We start from the raw sequence: 665 nt of genomic DNA, 5'->3' as shown, positions 1-665 counted from the left end.
GCCTCGTTGATGAACGTGCCGATGACGCGCGAGGTGAAGAAGCCGCGGCTGTCGTGCACGACGATCGGCGTCTTACGGATCTGCAGGGTGTAGTCGATCACCTTGGCCAGCACCGCATCCGAGGTCTTCTCGCCGCGGATGATCTCCACCAGCGGCATCTTGTCGACGGGTGAGAAGAAGTGGATGCCGATGAAGTCCTCGGAGCGCTTGACGCCCTGGGCCAGGATGGTGATCGGGAGGGTCGAGGTGTTCGAGCCCAGCACCGCGTCCGGCTCCACGACGTCCTCGATCTCCTGGAAGACCTTGTTCTTGACCTCGACCGACTCGAACGCGGCCTCGATCACCAGGTCCACGCCCTTGAAATCGGCGGCGTCGGCCGTCGGGTGGATGCGCGCGAGCAGCGCCTCAGATTTCTCGGCGGTGGTGCGCCCCTTGGCGAGTGCCTTCTCCTCCAGCTTCTCGGAGTATCCCTTGCCGCGCTGCGCGGCCTCCAGGGACACGTCCTTGAGTACGACGTCGATGCCGGCCTTCGCCGAGACGTAAGCGATTGCGGCGCCCATCATCCCGGCGCCGATGACGCCGACCTTCTTGGCGGTGTACTTGTCGTAGCCGTCCGGCCGCGACCCGCCGTTGTTGATCGAGTTGAGGTCGAAGAAGAACGCCTT

1 protein-coding gene is annotated in these 665 nt (G+C 64.4%); it reads right to left on the bottom strand.

Going from position 1 to position 665, the window contains the following annotated elements:
* The coding region (locus P0W64_RS22500; RefSeq protein ID WP_275482433.1) for a 3-hydroxyacyl-CoA dehydrogenase family protein at nt 1-665 on the bottom strand (665 nt) is incomplete at both ends.

It is taken from the genome of Tsukamurella sp. 8F, assembly GCF_029167375.1.
Classification (GTDB): Bacteria; Actinomycetota; Actinomycetes; order Mycobacteriales; family Mycobacteriaceae; genus Tsukamurella.
This window is presented reverse-complemented; position numbering and strand designations above follow the sequence as displayed.